Raw genomic sequence first — 18,564 nt, 5'->3', positions numbered from 1 at the left:
GGGGCGCCGGGATCCTCGTACGCCCCCGGAACGGGACCGCCACGGCGGTGACTGCCCTGCGTATCGCTCACGACGCTCGCTCCACTGGTGTTCCGGCACCCGCTGGTTCGGGCACGGCACCATAGCGGAGGAGGCGTCACGCTCCAAAGCCAGGCGGTCACACAGCGTGTCGCCGTGGGGAGTCCGGCGCGGGTGGTCAGTAGGCGAAGGCGCGAGCGGTGTTGGCGGCCAGCGCCGTGGCCATCGCGTCCTCGTCGATGCCGCGGACCGCCGCCATCGCCCGTACCGTCAGCGGAATGAGGTACGGGGCGTTGGGCCGTCCGCGGTACGGCGCCGGGGTGAGGTACGGGGCGTCCGTCTCGACGAGCACCAGCTCCAGCGGGGCCACGGCCAGGGCCTCGCGCAGCGGGGCCGCGTTCTTGAAGGTGACCGTTCCGGCGAAGGACATGTAGTACCCGGCGGCGGCGCACTCCCGCGCCATGCCGGCGTCCCCGGAGTAGCAGTGGAAGACGGTGCGCTCCGGCGCGCCCTCCTCCCGCAGCACGCGCAGCACGTCCGCGTGGGCGTCGCGGTCGTGGATCACGAGGGCCTTGCCCTGGCGCTTGGCGATCTCGATGTGGGCGCGGAAGGAACGCTCCTGCGCGGCCATTCCCTCCGGCCCGGTGCGGAAATAGTCGAGTCCGGTCTCGCCGACCGCCTTGACGTGGTCGAGCGCGGCCAGGGCCTCGATCTCGGCCAGCGCCTCGTCGAGCGCGGCCTCGCCGCCGCCGGTCCGGGCGCCCTGGCGGGACCAGCCGTCGGGGTCTCCGTGGACGATCCGGGGGGCCTCGTTCGGGTGCAGGGCCACGGCCGCGTGGACGTTCTCGTACGCGGCGGCCGTCTCGGCGGCCCAGCGGGAGCCCTTCACGTCGCAGCCGACCTGGACGACCGTGGTCACGCCCACCGAGGCGGCCTTCGCGAGGCCCTCCTCGACGGTTCCGGACTGCATGTCCAGGTGGGTGTGCGAGTCCGCCACCGCCACCCGGAGGGGTTCGGGCAGCGGCGGCGGTGCGTCCTTGGAGGCTCTGGAGGCTGACGAAGTGCTCATGCGGCCGATCTTATGACCGGCGGAAGATCCCCAGCAGGCGGGAGAGGAGGCCCGGGTGCTTCTCGGCCTCGTCGATGGCGACGGGTCCGGGGGCGTCGTGCGCAGGGGGCGTCTTGTGCGGCTTGGGGGGCTTGGGGGCCCGGGGGACGTTCGCGCCCGCCGGGACGGGCCCGGCGATCCCCGGGGCGATGCGGTGGTGGTAGAGCTGGTCGAGCATGCCGAGCACGGAGGAGACCTGTCCGGCGCGCATGATCCGGACCACGTGGCCGCCGCAGTTGTGGCAGGTCGGGTTGGACAGCGGGGACGGCACCCGCTCGCCGCTGACCTTGTACATGATGAACGGATCGCCCTTGCCGTCCACGTGGTGCTCTATGTCGTAGGCCTGCTCCCAGCCGTACCCGCACCGCATGCACGCGAAGGAGTACGCCTCGTGCACGGTCTGCACGGGCGCGCCGACGGGGGTGCCGGGCGCGCCCGGCACGGCTACGGGTACCGGGGTGTCAGCGATCTCACTCATGCCAGCTCCTCTTGTTCCACTGGTGCCATTGCCAGTGGACGCCTCTTCGGGCGGGAGCGCATCAGGCCCTGTCTAGTGTTGGACGGTCTTTGGGCGACTCATGCCCAAAGCGCCCGGTGCGCGGTCTGAGCTTTGCTTTTCAGGTTAGCTCTTTACCGACTTACGGCACCTTTTGTGCCGCATTCTTTGCCGCGACGACCGCGTCGAACACGTCCCGCTTGGGTACCCCGGCCTCGGCGGCGACAGCGGCGATGGCCTCCTTGCGCCGCTCCCCCGCCTCCTCGCGCACCCGCACCCTGCGCACCAGCTCCTCGTCGTCCACATCGCCGGGGGCGGCCGCCGGGGCGCCCTCCACGACGACGGTGATCTCCCCGCGGACGCCCTCTGCGGCCCAGGCGGCCAGCTCGCCGAGCCCGCCTCGCTTGACCTCCTCGTACGTCTTGGTCAGCTCACGGCACACGGCGGCGCGGCGCTCGGCGCCGAAGACCTCGGCCATGGCGGCCAGGGTGTCGTCGAGCCGGTGCGGGGCCTCGAAGTAGACGAGCGTGCGCCGCTCGGCCTCGACCTCGCGGAGCCGGCCGAGGCGCTCGCCCGCCTTGCGCGGCAGGAACCCCTCGAAGCAGAACCGGTCCACCGGCAGTCCGGACATGGCCAGCGCGGTGAGCACGGCGGACGGCCCGGGGACGGCGGTGACCTTGATGTCCTTCTCGACGGCGGCGGCGACCAGCCGGTAGCCGGGGTCGGAGACCGAGGGCATTCCGGCGTCGGTCACCAGCAGGACGCGCGCCCCGCCGGTCAGGGCCTCGACCAGCTCCGGGGTGCGCGCGGACTCGTTGCCCTCGAAGTACGACAGGACACGCCCGGTGGTGTGCACGCCCAGGCCCTGGGTCAGCCGGCGCAGCCGCCGGGTGTCCTCGGCGGCGATCACGTCGGCCCGCTCCAGCTCGGTCGCGAGCCGCGGCGGGGCGTCCGCGAGGTCGCCGATCGGGGTGCCGGCGAGTACGAGGACTCCTGCCGGAGAGGTGGGCTCGGTACCGCGGGGCTGGTCAGTCGTCACCCGCCCATCCTCTCAGTCCCGCGCCCTCGAGCTGCCCGGTGCTGGGGTTCACACAGATCCGTTCCCTACGATGACCCGGTGACCAAGACCGCGACGCCGCCGCCCAGCCCCGCGGGGGCCCCGCCCTCCCCGCCGGCGGGACGCGAAGAAGAGCCGCCCACCTGGCTGCGCCGCCTGCGCGCCTTCGGCTACGTGCCGCGCGGCGGTGCCGGCTCGGCGCGCGGCGACGTGCGCGCCCGCCTGGTGCCCCCGTACGCCCAGCCGTCCCCCCAGCTGTGGATGACCTTCGGGCTGCCGCCGCAGGTGTGGGGCACCTGGCAGCGGATCATGTCGTGGGCCGGGCCGCTGCTGGTGGCGCTGGTGGCCGGGGTGCTGCGGTTCGTGCACCTGGGCAGCCCGAAGGCGGTGATATTCGACGAGACCTATTACGCCAAGGACGCCTGGGCCACGATTCAGCAGGGCTACGAGGCGAGCTGGCCCAAGGACATCGACAAGTCGATCCTCGCCAACCCCGACGCGGTCGCCCTCCCGCTGGATCCGGGCTACGTCGTGCACCCGCCCGTCGGCAAGTGGGTCATCGGGCTCGGCGAGTGGATGTTCGGCTTCACCCCCTTCGGCTGGCGGTTCATGACCGCCGTGCTCGGCACCCTCTCCGTGCTGATGCTGTGCCGGATCGGGCGGCGCCTGTTCCGCTCGACCTTCCTGGGCTGCCTGGCGGGTGCGCTGCTCGCGGTGGACGGCCTGCACCTGGTGATGAGCCGCACGGCGCTGCTCGACCTGGTGCTGATGTTCTTCGTGCTGGCCGCCTTCGGGGCGCTGCTCATCGACCGGGACAAGGCCCGGGCCAGGCTCGCGGACGCGCTCCCGGTGGACGACGAGGGCCGGACCCGGCCCGATGTGAAGATCGCCGAGACGCTGGGGCTGGGCTGGCGCCCGTACCGGATCCTGGCGGGGGTCTGTCTGGGCCTCGCCGCGGGCACGAAGTGGAACGGCTTCGTCGTCCTGGCCTTCTTCGGCGTCCTCACCGTGCTGTGGGACGCCGCCGCGCGGCGCACCGCGGGCGCGGGCGCCCCGTACGCGGCGATGCTGCGCCGCGACGCGCTGCCCGCGTTCGTGTCGACGGTGCCGGTGGCGATCGTGACGTACCTGGTCTCCTGGTCGGGCTGGATCTTCAGCCCGGACAACGGCAAGGGCGGCTACCTGCGCGACTGGGCCGCCAAGAGCGACCAGAACAGCGCGCTGTCGTTCCTGCCGGAGTGGCTGCGCAGCCTGTGGCACTACGAGACCGAGGTGTACAAGTTCCACGTCGGTCTGACCTCGGGGCACACCTACGAGTCGAACCCGTGGAGCTGGCTGGTCCTGGGCCGGCCCGTCTCGTACTTCTACGAGTCCCCGGAGCCCGGCACCGACGGGTGCCCGGCGACGGCGGCCGGCAAGTGCGCCCGCGAGGTGCTGGCGCTGGGCACTCCGCTGCTGTGGTGGGCGGGCTGCTTCGCGCTGCTGTACGTGCTGTGGCGGTGGTTCTTCCGCCGCGACTGGCGGGCGGGCGCGGTCGCGTGCGCGCTGGGCGCGGGCCTGCTGCCCTGGTTCAACTACCAGGAGCGGACCATCTTCTTCTTCTACGCGGTGGTCTTCGTCCCGTACCTGTGCCTGGCGGTGGCGATGATGATCGGCGCCCTGCTGGGCCCGGCCGGATCGACGGAGCGGCGGCGGACGCTGGGCGCGATCGGGGCGGGGGTCCTGGTCCTGCTGATCGTGTGGAACTTCATCTACTTCTGGCCGATCTTCACCGGCCAGACCCTCCCGATGGACTCCTGGCGCGGCCGCATGTGGCTGGACACCTGGGTCTAGCGACCCGATACGACGGCCTCGGCCCCGGCGCTCACCGGCGCCGGGGCCGTCGTCGTTGCCGTACGTCGTTCTCAACTGTCTCTGGACGACCCACAGACCATTCCTGACATTATGTCACTCATGCAGACCCTTTTTCCGATTTGCGGTCTATTGCTGCGAAATATGCGGGAAGACTCCCGTGTGACGACCCATCACCACCTTTGGCGCGGAGCAGATCTGCGTCCCCTGCTCGGGGGTGAGCCTGCGTGTCGGCGCAGGCAGCGGGCCGGCAGCCCTGACCAGCGACAAGAAAGGTCCTGCAATGGCATTGGATGTCCTCCGGTCGGCTCCACCCGACACAAGCCCTCAACTCGCGCTGTTCAAAAAGGGAGCCTTTGCCCTGCTCCCCGCAGCGTTCCTGGCGGCGGCCACCCTGGTCCCGACCGTCGCCCACGCCGCAGATGCCCCCGTGCTGCTGGGGACCACCGCCAGTTACGGGGTCCTGGCCGGTTCGACGGTCACCAACACGCTCGGCACCGTCATCAACGGCGACCTGGGCCTCTATCCGGGCACATCGGTGACCGGCTTCCCGCCCGGCACCGTCAACGGGGTGACGCGCGTTGCCCCCAACGCCGCCGCCGCTCAGGCGAAGTCCGACCTCGTCGTCGCCTACGACGACGCGGCAGGCCGGGGACCCGGGACCGTTCTCGCTTCGGACGAGATCGGCGGACTGACACTGGGGCCCGGCGTCTACTCGGCCCCGGCGTCCCCGGATTCCCTGCAACTCACCGGGACGCTCACCCTCGACGGCGAGGGCGACCCCAACTCCGTCTTCATCTTCCGGATCCCCTCGACCCTGACCACGGCTTCGGCCAGTGCCGTGGAATTCATCAACGGAGCAAATGCCTGCAACGTGTTCTGGCAGGTGGGCAGCTCCGCCACCCTCGGCACGACCACCCAGTTCAAGGGCACCATCCTGGCCCTGGCGTCCATCACGCTGAACAACAGCGCCGTGATCGAAGGCCGCGCCCTGGCGCGTGAGGCCGCGGTCACGATGAACAACAACACCATTACGGTGCCGACCTGCGCCGTTGGGCCTCCCGGACCGACCGGGGCTCCCGGACCGACCGGGCCTACCGGACCGACGGGCTCGCCCGGCCCGACCGGCAGCCCGGGCCCGACGGGCTCGCCCGGCCCTGACGGCTCCCCCGGCCCGACCGGTAGCCCGGGCCCGACCGGTAGCCCCGGCGCGACCGGTTCGCCCGGCCCTGACGGCTCCCCCGGCCCGACCGGCAGCCCCGGCCCGACCGGCAGCCCCGGCGCCCCCGGCCCTGACGGCTCCCCCGGCCCGACCGGTAGCCCCGGCGCGACCGGTTCACCTGGCCCTGACGGCTCGCCCGGCCCGACCGGCAGCCCCGGCGCCCCCGGCCCTGACGGCTCGCCCGGCCCTGACGGCTCACCCGGCCCGACCGGCAGCCCCGGCCCTGACGGCAGCCCCGGCGCAACGGGTTCGCCCGGGCCCACCGGTTCCGCAGGACCTGCCGGACCCACCGGTTCCGCCGGACCTGCCGGACCTGCCGGACCCACCGGTTCTGCTGGACCCGTCGGACCTACCGGACCCAAGGGGCCCCGCGGCGACAAGGGCGAAAAGGGTGACTCGGGCAAGCACGACCACGGCCGCCCCGGCCACCACGACGACTACGAGGACGACGAAGACGACGAGGGCCACGAGGGCGACGAGGGCGAGCACGGCGGTCCCGACGACCACGATCAGGGCGAGCACGACGGTCCCGGCGGTCCCGGCGGTCCCGGCGGTCCCGGCGACCACGACCACGGCAAGCCCGGCCACGGTCCCGACAACCACGACCAGGGCAAGCCTCCGTGGGCCGACTTCCTGCCGGGCGGCTTCGACGATGCTCTGGGCCACGCGCTCCCCGGCCACACGGCCAAGAGCGTCAACTTCGCCCCCGTGAGCGCCACCACCGGCCAGCAGCCGAAGGGGGCGTCGCCCGGCCTCGCCGCCACCGGCACAAGCAGCGAGACCGGCATCATGGCCGCCTTCGCGGCCGCGGTGGCATTCGTCGGAGGCTCGGCCCTCTTCACGATGAAGAGGACCCGCCGAGGTGCAGCGACTCGACAGGAGTAGCCGGCACATGGCGGGCGTGACAGCCTCACACGTCTGACCGATCGGTCTCGGATGACCCGCAGCCGAGCCCCTGGACACGTCGTCCAGGGGCTCGGTTCCCGATGTCAGGATGCCTACCGCACGGCGCTCACGGGTTCGGCCGGGACGGCGTGCGGACGTCTGGCTGGAATTCCGTGCCGACGTACGCCCTGATGGCTTCGTTGATGAAATACCGGGTCCTGTCCGGACTCAGCGCCTGGGCCTGCAGGTGGGCATACATACCGCTGTAGATCCTGACGTCGGAACGTTTCTCCAAATAGAGATCGCTGGTGAACCTTTCCAAATACACCACGCTCGCGTCGGTGGCGTCGGCGAACTCGAGCAGCGCGAACTGTCCCGAGACACCCGGGTGCGCCCCCGTGTCGTGGGGGAGAACCTGCATGGTGATGTGCGGCTGTGCTGCGAGCCGGGTCAGATGCTCCAGCTGCTCGCGCATGACCTCGCGGCTGCCCACGAGACGCCGCAGTGCCGATTCGTCCAGTACGGCCCATAAGCGCAGCGGGTTGCCCGGGGCGCTCAACCGCTGCTGGCGCCGCAGCCGTACCTGGAGACGTGTGGCGGCCTGTTCGGCGGTGGCCTGAGGGATCGTTCCTGCAATGACCGCCCGAGCGTAGGCGGGGGTCTGCAGCAGGCCGGGAATCACCAGGGGCTCGTAGCATCGGATCGCTGCGGCCTCGGCCTCCAGGCCGATGTAGGCGCCGTACGGGATGTCACCGTAGGCGTTCCACCAGCCCTGCTGCCCCGATTCCCTGGCCAACTGCATCAGCTGGTCAACGAGCCTCCGGTCCTGGACTCCGTACAGCCCGCAGAGATCGCGCACGTCGCGCGGCTTGATGAGGCGGCGGCCGTTCTCCATGAGACTGATCTTGGGCTGGGAGATCAGCAGGCTCTCCGCCACCTGCGGCGTCGTCATGCCCCTGATCTCCCGGAGCCGACGGAGCTCCGATCCAAGCCGGCGCCTGCTGACGGTGGGATTGACATGGGCACCCACGGGCCGTTTACCTCGCTCAAAAGATCTTGCCATGGCCAGCAGATTGTCACGCCCAGAGGGTCAATCGGGTCCGCCTTTTCACCGTGTCGCACACGGCGATGCACACCGAGCGAAGAACGACCTGGCGCTTCGTAATACTTCCCGCCTTCACTTCCCAAGTGAATTCAAACTGACCATATTTTCCACTGCGGACAGGCCCATTCTCGTATGAATTTCTGCGCAATATGCCGGGCTGTGGATACGCGGTCGACCCCGCGTGCGGCCGGGCGTCACGAAGCGTCCCTGATGCCGCAGGCGCGCGAGAGACATAGTATGACAAGTGGGTCATTGCACTCTCACGTGCGGCGGCCCGGAAGGGCGGCCCCGGCGTGTGAATGTGCCGGGGTCGTTGCTGTGTCACCCCAGCAGATCCAGGATCTGATCCACGCTCCAGCGGCCGGCCGCGCCCGGGCACCGTGTGAGGTAGTCGGCGATGGACCGCTCGTTCCATGCCCCGGACTCCAGCATGCCCGCCGCCAGGTGCGTGACGTACGCGGCGGACGGCTTGACCCAGTCCACTTCGTGCATCACCCAGGGGGCGGTGAAGGTCAGCACGGGTACGCCTTCCAGCACGCCGGAGCAGATCAGCGTCTCGTAGCGGCCCGGACCCCGCTCGTCCCGTCCCGAACGCAGGACCTCGGTGAGGTCGAGGTCGGCCCCGGGCTCCCGGTACATCTCCTGGGCGGCGATGTCGGAGAACTGCTGCGCCGTCACCAGGTGGGCGCGCGCCCGCGTGCGGCCAGCCGCCGCCGGGTCATAGAAGGCCCTGCCGCCCGTCCACACGGTCGACTCCGTGGCGAAGTACAGGCGCCCCGGCAGCTCGACCGGCACCGACCGCGCCGGCGCGCGGCGATCGCGGCATCCGGGGTAGCTGCGGGCGGCGCCCGGAGGGGTGCCTCCGGCGAGGTACCAGGCCAGCCGGTCCCGGTGCATGTTCGAGCCGTAGGACGTGTACCAGATCAAATCGGGCGCGGCTCCGTCCATGTCGATACGGACCCCTCCCACCGTGCGAACAAGGCTCATCGTGCGATCTATACCGGCATACCGGCCAGACCCTGCCAAGGGACTCCGGGCGGGCGATCATTTTCGGCCATCGATGTTCCGGTCCGGTAACAACAAGGAGACGGTTCGCTCGCAGAGCGTAAGGTCCGCACCAGAGGTTCTTTGAACATGTTCAGGGAACGGGGACTCTGAAAGGGACTCAAATGAACGGGGCAGCGAAGGGCGCCATCGTCGGCGGGGTATTCCTCGCGTTGGTCGGCGGCGCCGGGTACGGGGTGTACGCCCTGGTCGGGGACTCCGACGGCGACGGCAAGGGGAGCGCCAAGGGCGACACCGCCGCGCAGTCGGAGAAGGGCAGCGGTCCCGTCACCGAGAAGGAGACCGCGGCCACCGCGAAGGCCTTCCTGGCCGCGTGGGCCGCCGGGGACGCGCGGACGGCCGCCGACCTGACGAACAACGCGCAGGCCGCGCAGACCGCGGTGGGCGATTATCAGACCAAGGCGTACGTATCCAAGGCCGTGATCACCCCGGGCACGCCGAACGGCACCACCGTGCCGTTCAAGGTCGAGGCTGAGATCACGTACGAGGGCACGACCAAGCCCCTCGCGTACGAGTCCCAGCTGACCGTGGTGCGCGGGCTGACCAGCGGGAAGCCGCTGGTCGACTGGCAGGCCTCGGTGCTCCACCCACAGCTGGGGCAGTACGAGACCCTGCGCGCCGGCGCTCCCGCGAATCCGCCGGTCAAGGCCGTGGACCGCAACAACGAGGAGCTGACCGCGGAGAAGTACCCCTCGCTGCGGCCGATCCTGGACGAGCTGCGCGAGACGTACGGCAGCAAGGCGGGCGGCAAGCCCGGCGCCGAGCTGTGGATCCAGTCGGGCGACGGGAGCGGGCCCAAGCGGACGCTGCTGACCCTGGTCGAGGGCGAGCCGAGCACCATCAAGACGTACCTGGACGCGAAGGTCCAGGCGGCGGCCGAGAAGGCGGTCGCCCGGTTCCCCGAGGCCTCCGTGGTCGCGATCAAGCCGAGCAACGGGCACATCCTGGCCGTGGCCAACCACCGCAAGGACGGCTACAACGCGGCGATGAGGGGCAACCGGGCGCCCGGTTCCACGATGAAGATCGTGACGGCGGCCATGCTGCTGGACCGCGGCCTGGTGGCGGCCGACAAGCCGGCGGAGTGCGCGAAGGAGGTGACCTGGGGCCGCCCGTTCCACAACCTGAAGAACTTCGACCTGCCGGCCGGCACCAACTTCGCGACCTCGTTCGCCCGGTCCTGCAACACCGCCTTCATCAAGCAGATCAAGCCCGTCAACGACGACTCCGCGCTGCCGAAGGAGGCCACGGAGGTCTTCGGCATCGAACTGGACTGGAAGACGGGCATCAAGACCACCGACGGCAAGGTACCGCCGGCGACGGGCGCGGCGGCGGCCGCCGAGTACATCGGGCAGGGCCAGATCACCATGAACCCGATGAACGTCGCGTCCATCACGGCGACCGCCCGCACGGGCGTGTTCCGCCAGCCGCTGCTGGTCTCCCCGGACCTCGACGGCCGTACGATCGCGACCGCGCAGCGCCGGATGAAGCCCTCGGTGCAGCAGCAGCTGGTCTCGATGATGAAGCTGACGGCGACCAGCGGCACCGCCAGTGAGGCGATGGCCTCGGTCGGCGGCTCGGACAAGGGCGCGAAGACCGGCTCCGCGGAGGTCGACGGCGCGGGCAACCCCGACAGCTGGTTCACGGGCTTCAGCGGCGACGTGGCCGCGGCGGCGATGGTCGAGGCCGGCGGCCACGGCGGCGACACGGCGGGCCCGATCGTCGCCGAGGTCCTGAACGCGGGCTGAGGCGCGGGGTCCGGCAGGTGAAACCGCCTCGCGCCGCCGGCCCGCGCGGCGCTAGCGTCCGCGTATGACGACGTCCACGCACCCCTTGTTCGCCGAGGCCCTCGCCGGGCTGGGCCTCGAACTCACCGTCCGGGCCTTCCCCGAGGGGACCCGTACCGCCGCCGACGCGGCCGCCGCGATCGGCTGCGAGCTGAGCCCGATCGTCAAGTCGCTGATCTTCGCCGCGGACGGGGTCCCGGTGCTGGTCCTGATGGACGGGGCCTCGCGGGTCGACGTGGAGGCCGTACGCCGGGAGATCGGCGCGGGGAAGGTGACGCGGGCCGACGCGGCCGTGGTCCGCGAGACGACCGGTTACGCCATCGGCGGGGTGCCGCCCTTCGGGCACCGCACCCGCACCCGGGTGCTGGCCGACCGGCGGCTGCTCGACCACGACGTGGTCTGGGCGGCCGCCGGCACCCCGAACACCGTGTTCCCGATGGGTCCGCGGGAGCTCATCGAGCACGCGGGCGCCACGCTCGCCGACGTACGGGAAGTCACCGGCTGACCGCGGGCCTCACAAGGCTGAGCGCAGGGCCCGTACGAGTGCCTGGGCGCGCGGGTCGGCGGTGACCGACTGGGCGTGGGCGTTGGTGACGTAGCCGAAGCCGATGCCCGCCTCCGGGTCCGCGAAGGCCAGGGAGCCGCCGCGGCCCGGGTGGCCGAAGGAGGCCGGCGAGAGCAGCGGCGAGGCCGGGCCGTGCAGCATGTAGCCGGGGCCGAAGCGGGTGTTCACCACCAGGACGCGGTCCGGGCCCGCCGAGAGCTCCTTGCCGGCGGAGGCGGTGGTGGCCGGTGTGAAGATCCGCGCGCCGTCCTCCACCACGCCGATGGTGGCCGCGTAGAAGCGGGCCAGGGCGCGGGCCGTGCCGATGCCCGCCGAGGCCGGGAGCTCGGCGGCCCGGTAGGCGGGGTCGTTCTCGTCCGGCAGGGGGTCGATGGCGGCGAAGGCGCGGCGGGTGAGGGAGTCCGGGTCGGCGTAGGCCTCGGAAACGTTTCTCCTCGGCCGGGTCTTCAGCGTGCCCGCGCTCGAAGGCGGGTCGACCGGCGCCACCCGCCCCACCCGGTGGGCCTCGCTCTCCGGCAGGCCGATCCAGAAGTCCAGGCCCAGCGGCTCCGCTATCTCCTCGGCCAGGATGCCCCCGACCGTGCGCCCGGTCGCCCGCAGCACCAGCTCGGACAGCAGCCAGCTGTAGGTCTGCGCGTGGTAGCCGTGCTCGGTGCCGGGCTGCCAGAAGGGCTGCTGCGCGGCGACCGCGCGCGGTCCGGAGACCCCGTCGGCGGCCTCGGCCGCGGTCAGCCCGCGGTCCAGCGCCGGAACCCCCGCGCGGTGCGCGAGCACGTCGCGGACCAGGGTCCGGTCCTTGCCGCCCGCCTTGAACTCCGGCCAGTACGAGCCCACCGGCGCGTCCAGGTCGAGCAGTCCGCGCTGGTGCAGCAGCAGGGGTACGGCGGCGGCCACCCCCTTGGTCGCGGAGCGGACGATCTGGGCGGTGTCCTCGGTCCACGGCTCCGTGCCGTTCGCGTCCTTGGTGCCGCCCCAGAGGTCCACGACCTTGCGGCCGTCCCGGTACACGGCCACCGCCGCGCCCCGGTCCCCCAGCACCTCGAAATTGCGCACGAACGCGTCTCTGACGGGCTCGAAGCCCTCCGTCACCACACCCTGGATGTCCACGGCCAGTCCAACAACCCGCGACCAGCGCTTATGCCACCGATGCTTATGCCACCGATACGGAACGCGGGTCGAAGCCGAAGGGCAGCTCCAGGCGGTGGGCGCGCATGAGCTGCTCGTCGCACAGCAGGTCCTGGGTCCGGCCGTCGGCGGCGATCACGCCCTCGCTCAGGATGACCGAGCGCGCGCACAGCTCCAGCGCGTACGGCAGGTCGTGGGTCACCATCAGCACCGTCACGTCGAGCGAGCGCAGGATGTCCGCGAGCTCGCGCCGCGAGGCCGGGTCCAGGTTGGAGGAGGGCTCGTCCAGGACCAGGATCTCGGGCCGCATGGCCAGAACCGTGGCGACGGCCACCCGGCGGCGCTGGCCGAAGGACAGGTGGTGCGGGGGCCGGTCGGCGAAGGCCGCCATCCCGACCTGCTCCAGGGCGTCCCGGACCCGTTCCTCCAGTTCGGCGCCGCGCATCCCGGCCGCAGCCGGGCCGAAGGCCACGTCCTCCCGGACGGTCGGCATGAAGAGCTGGTCGTCGGGGTCCTGGAAGACGATCCCGACCCGGCGGCGGACCTCGGCGAGGTTGCGCTTCTCCACCGGCATCCCGGCCACGCGCACGGAACCGACCCCGCCGGCCAGGATCCCGTTGAGGTGCAGCACGAGGGTGGTCTTCCCGGCGCCGTTCGGCCCGAGGAGGGCCACCCGCTCGCCGTGCGCGACGGTCAGGTCGACCCCGAAGAGGGCCTGGTGCCCGTCGGGGTAGGCGTAGGCGAGGCCCGAGACTTCCAGCGAAGGTGCGGTCATAGCGTCCATCCCATCAGACAGACGGCGAGCGCCGTCACCGGTAGCGCGGCCGCGTACGCCCACTGCGCGCGCGTGGCCACGGCTTCGTCGATCACCGGCATCGAACCGGCGTAGCCGCGGCTGACCATCGCCAGGTAGACCCGCTCGCCGCGCTCGTAGGAGCGGATGAACAGCGCGCCCGCGGTCTTGGCCAGCACCCCCCAGTGCCGGATCCCGCGCGCCTCGAACCCGCGCGAGCGCCGTGCGATGGACATACGCCGCAGCTCGCCGGTGATCACGTCCCCGTACCGGATCATGAACGAGGCGATCTGTACCAGCAGCGGCGGCAGCTTCAGCCGCTGGAGGCCCAGCAGCAGCGCCCGCAGCTCCGTCGTCGAGGCGAGGAGTACGGACGCGGCCACCCCGAGGGTGCCCTTGGCGAGCACGTTCCAGGCGCCCCAGAGTCCGGAGACGCTGAGCGAGAGGCCCAGTACGTCCACGCGCTCGCCCTCGGCGACGAAGGGCATCAGCACCGCGAAGGCCACGAACGGGATCTCGATCAGCAGCCGCCGCAGCAGGAAGCCGGCCGGCACCCGGGCGGCGGCCGCGACGGCGGCGAGCAGCACGGCGTAGGCCCCGAAGGCCCACACCGCCTCGCGCGGGGTGGAGACCACGACCACCACGAAGGCGAAGGCCGCGGCGAGCTTGCAGTGCGGCGGCAGCGCGTGCACCGGTGAGTGGCCGTGCCGGTAGAGCCGGTGGGCGTGGCCCGCACCCACCTCAGACCGCCGAAGCCGCTGCCGCGGCCGGCTGCTCGTCCGTACGGCGGCGGCGGACCACCCAGAAGACGCCGGTGCCGACGGCGACGGTCGCCCCGACCCCGAGGGCGCCCGCGAGGCCGCCGGAGAGGCGGGCGCTGGCGACGTCCTTGACGGCGTAGTCGGCGAGCGGGGAGCCGGCGGCCGCGTGCTCCTCGACCTTGGCGTCGATGCCCTTGTCGGCGGCGACCTTCTCCAGGCCGTCGGGGCTGGCGGAGGCGTAGAAGGAGACGAACCCGGCGAGAGCCAGGGCGGTGACCAGGCCGGTGGCCCACACCTTCGTGGTGGAGCGGGCCGCGACCGGGGCGGGAGCGGCGGCCGGGGCGTCCACCAGTACGCCGTCGACGCGCAGCTTCAGCCGGGTGGTCAGTCCGCGCGCCCCGTGGACCAGGTCTGGCCGTACGGCGATCACGGCGCCCACGGTGGCCGCGGTGATGGCGGCCTCGCCGATGCCGATGAGCACGTGCACGCCGACCATCGCGGTGAACACCTTGCCGATGGAGACGTCGGTGGTGCCGCCGATGGCGTAGATCGCGGTGAAGGCGGCGGCCGCGCCGGGCACCGAGAGCAGGGCTCCGGCGAAGGCGGCGACGGTCACGGAGCGGCGGGTGCCGGGCAGCACCTTGAGCAGCCCGCGGAAGACCGCGTAGGAGAGGACGACGGTGACGACGCCCATGACGGTGATGTTCACGCCGAGGGCGGTCAGGCCGCCGTCGGCGAAGAGGATGCCCTGCATGAGCAGGACGACGGACACGCACAGCACGCCCGTGTAGGGGCCGACGAGTATCGCGGCGAGCGCACCGCCCAGCAGGTGTCCGCTGGTGCCGGCGGCGACGGGGAAGTTCAGCATCTGCACGGCGAAGATGAAGGCGGCGACGAGACCCGCCAGCGGCGCCGTCCGCTCTCCCCCTGGGCCTCCGGCCTGGGAGGGACCCCCAAGCTCGCGCCGGGCGCCGCGGAGGCTGACCGCGACGGCGGCGGCGGCCGCCACTCCGGCGGCCACCGACACAGGTGCGTTGATGAATCCGTCGGGCACATGCATGGAGACGCTCCGCTTCTCACCCAGTCGTGAACCGTTCAAGAATAGTGCCCAATTGCGAACCATTGGCAAGAGCGTCCACGTGACAAGTACATCCGTGCGGATCCGGCGGAATGTGCGAGGCTTGGGACAAACGGACGCATATGTTCCGAATAGAGGAGTCTTGTCGTGTCATCCACCGCCGAGAATCCCGCCGCGAGCGCCACCGCCACTGCGACCGCGACCGCGACCGCGACTGCGACCGCGACTGCCGTCGAGGAGCGCGTCACCGCGCGCGTGATCAGCGACGACCCCCTCTACCGGAAGGTTCCGGTGGCCCTGCGCTTCGCCGAGGCCGAACCGCTGGCCGTACGGATCGTCTTCCCCGCGGACCTGTCCCCCGAGGGCACCGACAACGAGTGGGTCTTCCCCCGCGCCCTCCTCGAGGCGGGCCTCCAGGCCCCGACCGGAACCGGGGACGTACGCGTCTGGCCCTGCGGCCGCGTCCAGGCCGTCGTGGAGTTCCACTCCCCCGAGGGCGTCGCCGTCGTCCAGTTCGACATCGCGGCCCTGCGCCGCTTCCTGCGCCGTACGTACTCCGCCACCCGTTAGGCGCAACGCACCCCGGCCCCGTACCGCCTGATGATCAGGCGGTACGGGGCCGGGGTGTCAGACGTACGGAACGGGGTCAGACGTTGACCAGCTCGCGGTCCTTGTCCGGGCCCTCCGAGGAGCCGGCCGCGTCCTTGAGGTGCCGGCGCAGGCTTTCGCCCTCCACGTCGACGTTCGGCAGCAGCCGGTCCAGCCAGCGCGGCAGCCACCAGGCCTTGTGCCCGAGCAGTGCGAGCACCGCCGGGACGATCGCCATCCGGACCACGAAGGCGTCGAAGAAGACGGCGACGGCCAGACCGAAGCCGATCATCTTGACCATCTGCTCACTGGCCCCGATGAAGCCCGCGAACACCGCGATCATGATGACGGCGGCGGCCACGACCACCCGCGCGCTGTACTGGAAGCCGGTCACCACGGCCTGGCCCGGGCGCTCGCCGTGGACGTACGCCTCCCGCATCCGGGTGACGAGGAAGACCTCGTAGTCCATGGCCAGACCGAAGACGACACCCACCATGAAGATCGGCATCATCGACATGATCGGACCGGTCTGCTCCACCCCGAAGAGCGAGCCGAGCCAGCCCCACTGGAAGACCGCGACGACCGCGCCGAGGGCGGCGACGACCGAGAGCAGGAAGCCGAGGGCCGCCTTGAGCGGGACCAGGATCGAGCGGAACACCAGCATCAGCAGCAGGAAGGCGAGGCCGACGACGAGCGCCAGGTAGGGCAGCAGCGCGTCGTTCATCTTCTGCGAGAAGTCGATGTTCATCGCGGTGGCGCCGGTGACCATGACGTCGCCCCCGCTGCCGTCGCGGATCGTGTGGACCAGGTTCTCCGTCTGGGTGGAGGACGGGCGGTCCTTCGGGATGACGCTGATCATCGAGGCGTCGCCGGGCTCGTTGGGCATCGGCGGCATGACCGCGGCCACGCCCTCCAGGCCCTTGATCCGCTCGACCGTCCGGTCGGCGAGCGCCTTGTCCCCGTCGACGACGACCATCAGCGGGCCGTTGAAGCCGGGGCCGAAGCCGTCGGACAGCATGTCGTACGCCTGGCGCTGGGTGGTGGAGACCGGCTGGGCACCGTCGTCCGGCAGGCCCATCTCCAGCTTGCTCGCCGGGATGGCGATGATGCCGAGGCCGATCACACCGGCCAGCAGGACCATGACCGGGCGGCGCAGGACGAAGCGGGCCCAGCGGGTGCCGCCGTTGGCCTTCTTCTCGGCGCCCGCGGGCTTGCCCTTGCCGAACAGCTTGCTCTTCTCGCCGGCCGGCAGGACCTTCTTGCCCGCGAAGCCCAGGATGGCCGGGACCAGCGTGAGGGCGACCAGCACCGCGATGACCACGGTTCCGGCGGCCGCGAAGCCCATCTTGGTCAGCATCGGGATGTTGACGACGGCCAGGCCCACCAGGGCGATGACCACGGTCAGACCGGCGAAGACGACGGCGGAGCCGGCGGTTCCGGCGGCCCGGCCGGCGGCCTCGTCGCGTTCGCGGCCCTCGGCGAGCTCCGCGCGGTAGCGGGAGACGATGAAGAGGGCGTAGTCGATGCCGACCGCGAGGCCGATCATCATCGCGAGGGTGGAGGTGGTGTTGCCGAGGTCCAGCACGTTGGCGAGCGCGGTGATGGAAGAGACGCCGATGCCCACGCCGATCAGCGCGGTCAGCAGCGGCAGCCCGGCCGCGATCAGCGAGCCGAAGGTGATGACGAGGACGATCGCGGCGATCGCGATGCCGATGATCTCACCGGAGCCGGTCTCGGGGGCCGCCATCAGCGCGTCGCCGCCGATCTCGACGGTGAGCCCCTTCGCCTGGGCGTCCTTGCCGGACTCCTTCAGCGCGTCGCGGGTCGCGTCGGTCAGCTCCATGCCGCTGACCTTGTACTTGGTACTGATGTAGGCGGTGGAGCCGTCCTGGCTCACTGCCTGGCTCTGGTACGGGTCGGCGACCGAGGAGATCTGGTCCTTGCCCGGACCGGACTTCAGGTCTTCGACGATCTTCTCGACCTGGGCCTTGGGCTCCGGGTCGGAGACCTTGGCGCCGGCCGGGGCCTTGATGACGATCCGGGCGGTGGCGCCGTCGGCGGCCATCCCCGGGAACTTCTTGTCCAGCACGTCGAAGGCCTTCTGGGCCTCCGTACCGGGTATCGAGAAGGAGCCTGAGGTGGGTGCGGACGCCGATGCCGCGCCGAAACCGGCGGCGAACAGCAGCGCCACCCAGATGAGGGCGACAAGACCGCGGCGCCTGAAGGCGCCCCGGCCGAGACGGTAGAGGAAGGTGGCCACGTCGGTGGTTCTCCCGTTCGGGTCGTGGGATGGATCCGGTGCGGATCAGGGCATGGAGAGCCGGCCCGACGACGAGAGCGGCGTGTCAGGAACAGCAGGCGGTACAGCGGGGACGGGAAGGGGGAAGGGGTTCAGACGCCGAGGGCGGGGAAGACCACGGCGTCGATGAAGTGGCCGAGGAAGTTCCGGTCCACCGGGCGGTCCTCGATCAGCGGGAGCGCGATGAACGCCCCGATGAGCATGTGCGGTACGAAGTCCAGAGCCGGACAGTCGGGACGGATCTCGCCCCGGTCCACCGCGCGCTGGAGCATCGCCTGAAGGCCGTTGATCTCCGGGTCGACCAGCAGGTCCCGCAGGGCCTTGTGGAGCTCCGGGCTCTCGTGGACCGCATGGGCCAGACCCCGCATCAGCGCGGTGTCCTTGGCCATCTGCGCGTCGTCGGAGCATTCGACCATGCGCGCGAAGTCCGTGCGCAGGCTGCCCGTGTCGATCTCCCGCAGCGAGACGGGCTGCGTGCATCGCAGGGCCTTGGCCACCAGCTCCGGCTTGCTCCCCCACTGGCGGTAGAGGGTGGCTTTGCTGGACTTGGTACGGGCGGCGACCGCGTCCATGGTCAGCGCCTCGTAGCCCACTTCGCGGAGCAGGTCCAGGACCGCTCCGTGGAGTTCGGCTTCCCGCTCGGGGGTGATCCGGCTGCGCCGAGCCGCCATCGCCTCGGTCATCTCCGTGTCTCCCGTCCGAACGCGCCTCTTATCGAAACGAATGTGTTCCGTACTCATACGACGATACCCCCGACCCAAGCG

Annotated in this window: 16 protein-coding genes; 5 read left to right on the top strand and 11 right to left on the bottom strand. The window is 71.3% G+C overall.

Translation table 11 applies throughout. From position 1 onward, the window contains the following. Positions 1-196 precede the first annotated feature (196 nt). The 3 genes from OHA89_RS22245 to rsmI all read right to left on the bottom strand — a co-directional run bounded on the left by OHA89_RS22245 (position 197) and on the right by rsmI (position 2,661). Positions 197-1,087: a TatD family hydrolase gene (locus OHA89_RS22245; RefSeq protein WP_266609472.1), complete on the bottom strand. Its 891-nt coding sequence runs from the start codon at positions 1,085-1,087 to the stop codon at positions 197-199. A gap of 10 nt (positions 1,088-1,097) precedes the next feature. Further along, a complete protein-coding gene (locus OHA89_RS22240) occupies positions 1,098-1,604 on the bottom strand; it encodes a hypothetical protein (RefSeq protein WP_266609471.1) in 507 nt (168 codons plus the stop codon). Between the two features lie 160 nt (positions 1,605-1,764). Beyond that, the gene (rsmI, locus tag OHA89_RS22235; RefSeq protein ID WP_257555951.1) at positions 1,765-2,661 is read right to left on the bottom strand and encodes a 16S rRNA (cytidine(1402)-2'-O)-methyltransferase; all 897 of its coding nucleotides are present in this window, start codon (positions 2,659-2,661) and stop codon (positions 1,765-1,767) included. Positions 2,662-2,739: 78 nt separating this feature from the next. Here rsmI and OHA89_RS22230 point away from each other — a divergent pair, with 78 nt between their 5' ends. Together OHA89_RS22230 and OHA89_RS22225 are read left to right on the top strand one after the other, a co-directional pair. Then, on the top strand, positions 2,740-4,512 hold the full coding sequence (locus tag OHA89_RS22230) for a dolichyl-phosphate-mannose--protein mannosyltransferase (RefSeq protein WP_406366921.1): 1,773 nt from the start codon (positions 2,740-2,742) through the stop codon (positions 4,510-4,512). 301 nt (positions 4,513-4,813) lie between these two features. Then, a complete protein-coding gene (locus OHA89_RS22225) occupies positions 4,814-6,637 on the top strand; it encodes an ice-binding family protein (RefSeq protein WP_406366920.1) in 1,824 nt (607 codons plus the stop codon). A gap of 127 nt (positions 6,638-6,764) precedes the next feature. Here OHA89_RS22225 and OHA89_RS22220 read toward each other — a convergent pair whose 3' ends face one another. Both OHA89_RS22220 and OHA89_RS22215 read right to left on the bottom strand, forming a co-directional pair. After that, on the bottom strand, positions 6,765-7,667 hold the full coding sequence (locus tag OHA89_RS22220) for a helix-turn-helix domain-containing protein (RefSeq protein ID WP_406366919.1): 903 nt from the start codon (positions 7,665-7,667) through the stop codon (positions 6,765-6,767). A gap of 396 nt (positions 7,668-8,063) precedes the next feature. Further along, the gene (locus tag OHA89_RS22215; protein ID WP_406366917.1) at positions 8,064-8,729 is read right to left on the bottom strand and encodes a histone deacetylase; all 666 of its coding nucleotides are present in this window, start codon (positions 8,727-8,729) and stop codon (positions 8,064-8,066) included. A gap of 182 nt (positions 8,730-8,911) precedes the next feature. Here OHA89_RS22215 and OHA89_RS22210 point away from each other — a divergent pair, with 182 nt between their 5' ends. Both OHA89_RS22210 and OHA89_RS22205 read left to right on the top strand, forming a co-directional pair. Next, complete coding sequence (locus OHA89_RS22210) at positions 8,912-10,552, top strand: penicillin-binding transpeptidase domain-containing protein (protein WP_257555943.1); 1,641 nt, start codon at positions 8,912-8,914, stop codon at positions 10,550-10,552. Between the two features lie 64 nt (positions 10,553-10,616). After that, positions 10,617-11,096, top strand: coding sequence for a YbaK/EbsC family protein (locus OHA89_RS22205; RefSeq protein ID WP_406366915.1), 480 nt, complete (start codon positions 10,617-10,619; stop codon positions 11,094-11,096). Positions 11,097-11,105: 9 nt separating this feature from the next. Here OHA89_RS22205 and OHA89_RS22200 read toward each other — a convergent pair whose 3' ends face one another. The 4 genes from OHA89_RS22200 to OHA89_RS22185 are packed head-to-tail and all read right to left on the bottom strand — an operon-like array spanning position 11,106 to position 14,895. Then, entirely contained in the window at positions 11,106-12,269 is a 1,164-nt protein-coding gene (locus tag OHA89_RS22200) for a serine hydrolase domain-containing protein (protein WP_406368553.1), read from the bottom strand. Positions 12,270-12,306: 37 nt separating this feature from the next. Then, positions 12,307-13,065 carry an energy-coupling factor ABC transporter ATP-binding protein gene (locus OHA89_RS22195; protein ID WP_215144697.1) on the bottom strand — a complete coding sequence of 253 codons (759 nt, stop codon included), beginning with the start codon at positions 13,063-13,065 and terminating at the stop codon, positions 12,307-12,309. Then, positions 13,053-13,814, bottom strand: coding sequence for a cobalt ECF transporter T component CbiQ (gene cbiQ, locus OHA89_RS22190; protein WP_257555937.1), 762 nt, complete (start codon positions 13,812-13,814; stop codon positions 13,053-13,055). Before cbiQ ends, OHA89_RS22195 begins: the two co-directional genes overlap by 13 nt. Position 13,815: 1 nt before the next feature. Next, positions 13,816-14,895: an energy-coupling factor ABC transporter permease gene (locus tag OHA89_RS22185; protein WP_257555935.1), complete on the bottom strand. Its 1,080-nt coding sequence runs from the start codon at positions 14,893-14,895 to the stop codon at positions 13,816-13,818. A gap of 165 nt (positions 14,896-15,060) precedes the next feature. On the opposite strand from OHA89_RS22185, the gene OHA89_RS22180 reads away from it, so the two are divergent. Next, complete coding sequence (locus OHA89_RS22180) at positions 15,061-15,483, top strand: SsgA family sporulation/cell division regulator (protein ID WP_406366913.1); 423 nt, start codon at positions 15,061-15,063, stop codon at positions 15,481-15,483. 76 nt (positions 15,484-15,559) lie between these two features. On the opposite strand, the gene OHA89_RS22175 is transcribed toward OHA89_RS22180, so the two are convergent. Both OHA89_RS22175 and OHA89_RS22170 read right to left on the bottom strand, forming a co-directional pair. Further along, the gene (locus OHA89_RS22175; protein ID WP_266609463.1) at positions 15,560-17,761 is read right to left on the bottom strand and encodes an MMPL family transporter; all 2,202 of its coding nucleotides are present in this window, start codon (positions 17,759-17,761) and stop codon (positions 15,560-15,562) included. 131 nt (positions 17,762-17,892) lie between these two features. After that, positions 17,893-18,483 carry a TetR/AcrR family transcriptional regulator gene (locus OHA89_RS22170; RefSeq protein ID WP_215144686.1) on the bottom strand — a complete coding sequence of 197 codons (591 nt, stop codon included), beginning with the start codon at positions 18,481-18,483 and terminating at the stop codon, positions 17,893-17,895. Positions 18,484-18,564 lie beyond the last annotated feature (81 nt).

Origin of the sequence: Streptomyces sp. NBC_01546, assembly GCF_045208355.1 — a bacterium.
Taxonomy (GTDB): Bacteria; Actinomycetota; Actinomycetes; order Streptomycetales; family Streptomycetaceae; genus Streptomyces.
The sequence above is the reverse complement of the archived record's forward strand: the minus strand, read 5'-3'. Positions and strand labels throughout refer to the sequence as shown.

What these genes read in the sequence shown, in the direction of transcription:
- OHA89_RS22225 (WP_406366920.1), top strand. Translation starts at nt 4,814, where the DNA reads ATGGCATTGGATGTCCTCCGGTCGGCTCCACCCGACACAAGCCCTCAA.
- OHA89_RS22195 (WP_215144697.1), bottom strand. Translation starts at nt 13,065, where the DNA reads ATGGACGCTATGACCGCACCTTCGCTGGAAGTCTCGGGCCTCGCCTAC.
- OHA89_RS22210 (WP_257555943.1), top strand. Translation starts at nt 8,912, where the DNA reads ATGAACGGGGCAGCGAAGGGCGCCATCGTCGGCGGGGTATTCCTCGCG.
- OHA89_RS22185 (WP_257555935.1), bottom strand. Translation starts at nt 14,895, where the DNA reads ATGCATGTGCCCGACGGATTCATCAACGCACCTGTGTCGGTGGCCGCC.
- OHA89_RS22205 (WP_406366915.1), top strand. Translation starts at nt 10,617, where the DNA reads ATGACGACGTCCACGCACCCCTTGTTCGCCGAGGCCCTCGCCGGGCTG.
- OHA89_RS22215 (WP_406366917.1), bottom strand. Translation starts at nt 8,729, where the DNA reads ATGAGCCTTGTTCGCACGGTGGGAGGGGTCCGTATCGACATGGACGGA.
- OHA89_RS22170 (WP_215144686.1), bottom strand. Translation starts at nt 18,483, where the DNA reads ATGACCGAGGCGATGGCGGCTCGGCGCAGCCGGATCACCCCCGAGCGG.
- OHA89_RS22240 (WP_266609471.1), bottom strand. Translation starts at nt 1,604, where the DNA reads ATGAGTGAGATCGCTGACACCCCGGTACCCGTAGCCGTGCCGGGCGCG.
- OHA89_RS22245 (WP_266609472.1), bottom strand. Translation starts at nt 1,087, where the DNA reads ATGAGCACTTCGTCAGCCTCCAGAGCCTCCAAGGACGCACCGCCGCCG.